We start from the raw sequence: 5,442 nt of genomic DNA, 5'->3' as shown, positions 1-5,442 counted from the left end.
TATAGCTAACCTCCAGGCATTAGGTGTCCAGGTTAAGCATAGGACAAGACAAGGGGAGCCAATCTATCTGTATGAGTTCGTTGGTCAAGACGGCAAGACCCATAAAGCAAAGGACTATAAGCTAGGTGGGACGGCTTACGAACGACAACACTTACTTGAAAAAATACAAGAGGTGGTTCGTTCAACAAGTGATGAGCAAGAGAAACTAGAAGCCTTTAGTGCTTTCTTCAAGTCTGCTAGAGAATCTCACTTGCAACAAAAAGCCTATGAGAAAGCCATGAGGGAGCAAGAACGTGAGCAACGTCGAGAACGACAAAGACGAGATTTAGGAGGGTTAGAGAGATGACACAAAAGATTGACCGTGAAAAGCTCTTTTGGGAAGCTATGCAGACCTTGCAGCTCTTGATTGAGGACGGTGTGATAGACATTGAGAAGGCTATGCCCTCGTTCTATCAAGCCTTAGCCAATGAAACGGAACAACGCTTAAAAGGTCAGTTACAAGAGATTAACGAGGAGTATGCCAACATAGGCTCCAAGTATATCAATGGCAAAATAAGGTCTATGATAGCGTCAGATGAGCGAGTTTACAATGAGTTGGCTGCTAAATACCAAGACCTGGAACAAGCGATTAAACGGTCAGAGAAACGCTTGATATGGCTGCAGAACCAGGAACAGGTCTTGCTTAATCGTAAGGAAATCCTTAACCCTATTCTGTTTTTCGGCTTTGTCCTGGTCTCAGTGTCGAGTTTTATGGTACTCATAGGCTTTACGAATCTCTTTTTGGGGGCTAGCTTAACTTCGATTTGGTCAGAGGTCTATTTGGGCCGATTCAACTGGAATCAGCCAAGTTTAGGAGCAGTGTTAAGCATTTTAATCAAGATTATTCTTTCTGTTCTCTTGTTTATCTTTGGCGCTTTATTAGTCTTTACCCCCTGGCTTGCTTTCAACTGGTTCTTGACCAAGTTGCCTTACCAGTACAGAAAACCCTTTGACATCAGCAAACACCGTTGAAGTTGCTTGAATTGCTTGTTTTTGATATACTGAAGGTGCTTAAAAAGTATGAGGATACTAAGCGCATAAGAAAAACCCAGGAAGGCTCAATTTCCTGGGTCTTTTTTTGTGCTTGCTCAAGGCACTCAGGCTATTAGTTTTTCTTGTCGCGTTTGTTTGCTAACGTGCTGATTAGCCATTCAGCAATGACAGCTCCTAATATCTCTATCAAGAGTGGTAGCAGAACAAGTATGAGAATACTACGCATAAAGTCTCACCTCCTACTGACGCAGTATAGTGAGTGCGACAAAAACGATTATAGCATTTTCTCCTGGCCTTGAATACAGGAAAAAAGATTTACTTTTTTGAAAAGAATTATTTTTTTACTCCTTCTTTCCAGAAGGAATTACTTTCATACTTACTTTTATATATACTTTATATATACTTTAGGGGGCTTGAAAAACCAGTAATATCAAGGGTTTCAGGCTTCAAAAATGCGAAAAAGTACGTGATACATGACTAAAAAGTACGTGATACATGACTAAAAAGTACGTGATACATGACTAAAAAGTACGTGATACATGACTAAAAATACATTTTTGTTTGATTTACGGCATTATTTCTGTTAGATTTATAAATGACTAAAAAGTACGTGAGGTTTAAGAATGAAACAAAGTAAAACAGAAACAGCTTTTGAAAATCTAATGTCACGACAAGATTACCTAATTGTTCAAGCAAATGACCTAGCCAAAGCCTTTGGCAATCTAAAGGCGTTTGAACATAAACTATTGGATTATTGCTTTAGTTACGTGAGCAAAGAAAGTACTGTAACAGATACCTTCAAAGTTAGTTCTAAAGATGTCCTGAAACACTTCGGACTAAATGCTTCAGGTAAAAATTATGAGCGAATTGCACGTGGTTTTAAGGGACTTAATGAAAATACTGCTTTATACTTTTCAGAAGTAGAACCAAATGGGAAAAAAGCCATTATTATGGGACAACTGTTTAGCTATATCAAATTTGTAGAGGACGGTCAGGTTGAATTTCGTTTTTCAGAGTTTGCAGCTCCTTATGTATTTGCTTTAAGAAACCAGTACTACTCGTTTAAGTTGGCAGAGTTGGCCAGAATTAAGTCTAAGTACGCCCTGATTCTGATGAAACTATGGGAAGCACGTCGCTATAATGGTCAAAGAGTGACTACAATTCAGGGAACTGTTGATGAATGGCAAGACTGGCTTCTTGGAGAAGAACGTCGTATGACTCCTGGTATTTTCAAACGTAATGCTATAACTGTTGGAGCATTAGAACTTGAAGCAAAATTAGGGGTAGAGATTTTTCTTAACACCTTAAAAAATGGTCGTAAGGTGGTAGGGTATGAAATGCAGATTACAGACCCTAAAGTGTTCGATAGAACAAAGCACCAAACAGATATTTTTGATTACCTGGAGGACTAAAAATGGCTAAAAAATTGACTTTAGAAGAACGTGCAGCAAAGAAGTTTCCTTGTCCAAGTGACGCTTCTGACAAAGAACGTAGTTCAATTTTAGCCATGCAAAAAGCATGGATCAGGGTCGAACAAGTCAGGCAAGAAGAACAAGAAAAGAAAAAGCGTCAAGCTGACAGAGACGCTTTGAAATTGGGTAAAGAACTGCAACAACGTTATCCTGGTATAACTCTTGAAAATATAGCACTAGCGTTAGAAACCGAACAGAAATTTAAAGAGATAGCACAGTTAGCTACTCTTGAGGAAAATGAAAAAATGGGCTGGATAGACAGTAAAAAGGCTTCAAGACTTGTTCTGATGTTGTCTAAACGTTACCGAAAAGACCTGGAGAAATAAAAAATAGCCGCACAAATGTACGACTAAACATATTTTAACTAAGGGTTGGAAAACTTCACCAACCCTTTTATTATATCATAAAAGAAATTGGAAAAATAGACTTGATTTTAATTTAATTAGGAGTATGATAAAGGTGTAAAAATCGTTGAAATAGCTTGTTAGAAAGGAGTTCTTGAGAAAATCAAGCTATAGACCTGCTACCAAACCCTAGATAAAAACATAGATAGCAAAATGAAAATAGAAAGGAAAAATAAACATGAAGAAGATTTTAAGAAAAGTTTTTGTTAGTTTTTTGTTATTAATAACATTAGGTGGAATTTTAACTCCTTCGGTCTCTGCTCTAACTGAACAAAATAATTATGATATTCATTTGACACAGGAAGAAATAGATTTTATAAACAAAGGATTAACGACTGAAAATATCTCAAAAATCGAAAATATGTTGGAACATGTAACACCTCCAACATATAGAATAGAATCACGTTCACTTCAAACAAAAGCTGTAAAAAAAGCTATCAAAGTAGTCCTTAACAACAAGAATAAACTTATTAATTTGGTCGGTGAATGGATTGGACCAGAAGCAGCTGTGTCTGTTGGAGCTTCTCTTAATACAGTTATCCCTGTTTTAAGAAAGCTACAAACTTGGAGCGATCTAGCCTATGGAACAGTTGAAGGGCAAGTAAAAAATGCCTTAACAGCTTCTGGAATGGCAGAAACAACAGCTTCAACCATAGCTTATTGGATTCGTATTGCTTTAGAGTGGGTGGTTTAATGACAGAAGAACAGGAATATAAACAGTATATTTACAATAATTTAATAATTCAAATATGTGAAAGATTAAATATTTGTTCTAGAGAATTTTTCATCATCAAATATGATTTATCTCTAGATGAAATCAATCACATCAATAATGTTTTCAAAGAAATAGTTACAAAAAACATCCTAGATTACACCATATTTAAAAACAAAATCCAAGAAGGTATTCCAAGATTTAATTCCGATGATGTATTCCAAACATTATTAGAATCATATAAATCCCACCAACCTATTTCACAAAAAATAAAAAGTAATCAATACTTATAAATCCTGTATTTCATGTTTACTATTCTAGTGATGACATCAATAAAACATAAAAGACCTTGTCCATTCGAGGTCTTTTATGTTTGGGGTCAAGGGGTGAAACCCATTGCAAGTGCGTGACGTATTATGTTGAAAACGTAATACAGTCGCCCCACTTGGTCTAAGCCATGTCACTCATATTATGTTATAATATTATTGATAGGCTTAGCTAACGAAGTGACCTCTACGAACTTGTGAGAAAGGCGACCGAATAGGGAGCGTTTTGAGCTAGTGAGTAGTCCTAAAAAATGCGAGTGGATAACGAGCATTTTGAGGTGGTCACTTCATCGCTGGGTCCCAGCGAAAAGGAGAACAATAGGCTTGCCGGTTCTCCGTGTCGGCTTGTGGTTCGAGCCGACTAGAACGAGGGAGCTACCCACTAACGAAGGTATGGAGGTGTCAAAATGACAGGGAAAAGGTCGAGCAGAGAGAAATTGATTAGCTTCCGAGTGAGCGAAGCAGAATATGAGGTCATCACTGGATTGGCAGCTAGAAATGAATTGAAAGTGTCAGAATATCTGAGAAAGAGGGCTTTGGGAGGTGAAATCGTTCAGCCTAAGCTAAGCAAGGCTAAAATGCAAGAAATTGTCCAGGTTTTACACCGTATCCAAGCAGAATTAGGACATCACGGAGGGAATATCCACCAGATTGCTCGTTATTTGCGCCTAGAAAGCTCTCAGAGCGGCTTTAAACCGTCCGAGGTGCTTTTATCCATGAAAAAGAAAATACACGCCTTAGAGGGCGAATATGGGCGTTTTAGAGATGATGTGGGGATTGTATGGCAGTTATTGGGAAAATAAATAGTGTGACCAACGTGACCGCAAGTGTCAAATACGCACGTGATGGCCTGGATAGAGAGACTAAAAAAGTGAAGTGTGTGGGGTCTGACGGTTATGGTATTAACCCGGACTATGCCGAATGGCAAATCAAGGCAACTGCTAAAGCCTATGGCAAGCAAAGAGGAGTCGAGGGGTATTCTATGGTCACGTCCTTCAAAGAGGGTGAGATTTCCCCTAAGAATGCCTTAATTGTGGTCAAAGAAGCCTGGAAAAGGACTACCAGAGAAATGAATGGCGACTTTCCTTGTGCCTTTTACGTTCATGGTAATACTAAAAATATTCACGTGCATGCCGTTGCTGGAGCAATTGACCCTCAAACTGGAGTTAAGCTTCACCAAAAGCGTATGTGGGAGCTACTCGCTGAAAAGACGAATGAGGTGTGCAAGGAAGTAGGGCTATCTGTCATTGCAGATCGAGCAGAGAAACGCCAAGACCGTTTTGAGTACCACCTGAACAAACAAGGGGCTTATTCCTGGAAGTCAGAACTTAAGGAGTATGTCGAGCAAGCCCTCACGTCATCTGTACGGTCGAGTGAGGACTTTATAGCTAACCTCCAGGCATTAGGTGTCCAGGTTAAGCATAGGACAAGACAAGGGGAGCCAATCTATCTGTATGAGTTCGTTGGTCAAGACGGCAAGACCCATAAAGCAAAGG

8 protein-coding genes are annotated in these 5,442 nt (G+C 38.8%); all 8 read left to right on the top strand.

Annotated features, from left to right (window positions below; genetic code table 11):
- On the top strand, positions 1-346 hold a 346-nt coding region (locus tag C1E58_RS12040), incomplete at its 5' end, for a hypothetical protein (RefSeq protein WP_161951241.1).
- Complete coding sequence (locus C1E58_RS00435) at positions 343-1,011, top strand: hypothetical protein (protein WP_105208990.1); 669 nt, start codon at positions 343-345, stop codon at positions 1,009-1,011. The genes C1E58_RS12040 and C1E58_RS00435, both read left to right, overlap by 4 nt.
- 644 nt (positions 1,012-1,655) lie before the next feature.
- On the top strand, positions 1,656-2,444 hold the full coding sequence (locus tag C1E58_RS00430) for a replication initiation protein (protein ID WP_105160189.1): 789 nt from the start codon (positions 1,656-1,658) through the stop codon (positions 2,442-2,444).
- A gap of 2 nt (positions 2,445-2,446) precedes the next feature.
- Positions 2,447-2,830 carry a hypothetical protein gene (locus tag C1E58_RS00425; RefSeq protein WP_105160188.1) on the top strand — a complete coding sequence of 128 codons (384 nt, stop codon included), beginning with the start codon at positions 2,447-2,449 and terminating at the stop codon, positions 2,828-2,830.
- Positions 2,831-3,086: 256 nt separating this feature from the next.
- A complete protein-coding gene (locus C1E58_RS12155) occupies positions 3,087-3,602 on the top strand; it encodes a hypothetical protein (protein ID WP_105160187.1) in 516 nt (171 codons plus the stop codon).
- Entirely contained in the window at positions 3,602-3,913 is a 312-nt protein-coding gene (locus C1E58_RS00415) for a hypothetical protein (protein ID WP_105160186.1), read from the top strand. The genes C1E58_RS12155 and C1E58_RS00415 overlap by 1 nt, the downstream gene beginning before the upstream one ends.
- Before the next feature lie 440 nt (positions 3,914-4,353).
- Positions 4,354-4,749: a plasmid mobilization protein gene (locus C1E58_RS00410; RefSeq protein ID WP_105160185.1), complete on the top strand. Its 396-nt coding sequence runs from the start codon at positions 4,354-4,356 to the stop codon at positions 4,747-4,749.
- Positions 4,728-5,442, top strand: a 715-nt coding sequence (locus tag C1E58_RS00405; protein WP_153055802.1) for a relaxase/mobilization nuclease domain-containing protein, incomplete at its 3' end; no start/stop codon positions are given. The genes C1E58_RS00410 and C1E58_RS00405, both read left to right, overlap by 22 nt.

The sequence above is a fragment of the Streptococcus suis genome, from assembly GCF_002964575.1.
Classification (GTDB): domain Bacteria; phylum Bacillota; class Bacilli; order Lactobacillales; family Streptococcaceae; genus Streptococcus; species Streptococcus suis_R.
Note: the sequence above shows the minus strand (reverse complement) of the source record. Positions and strands in the feature narration are given on the sequence as shown.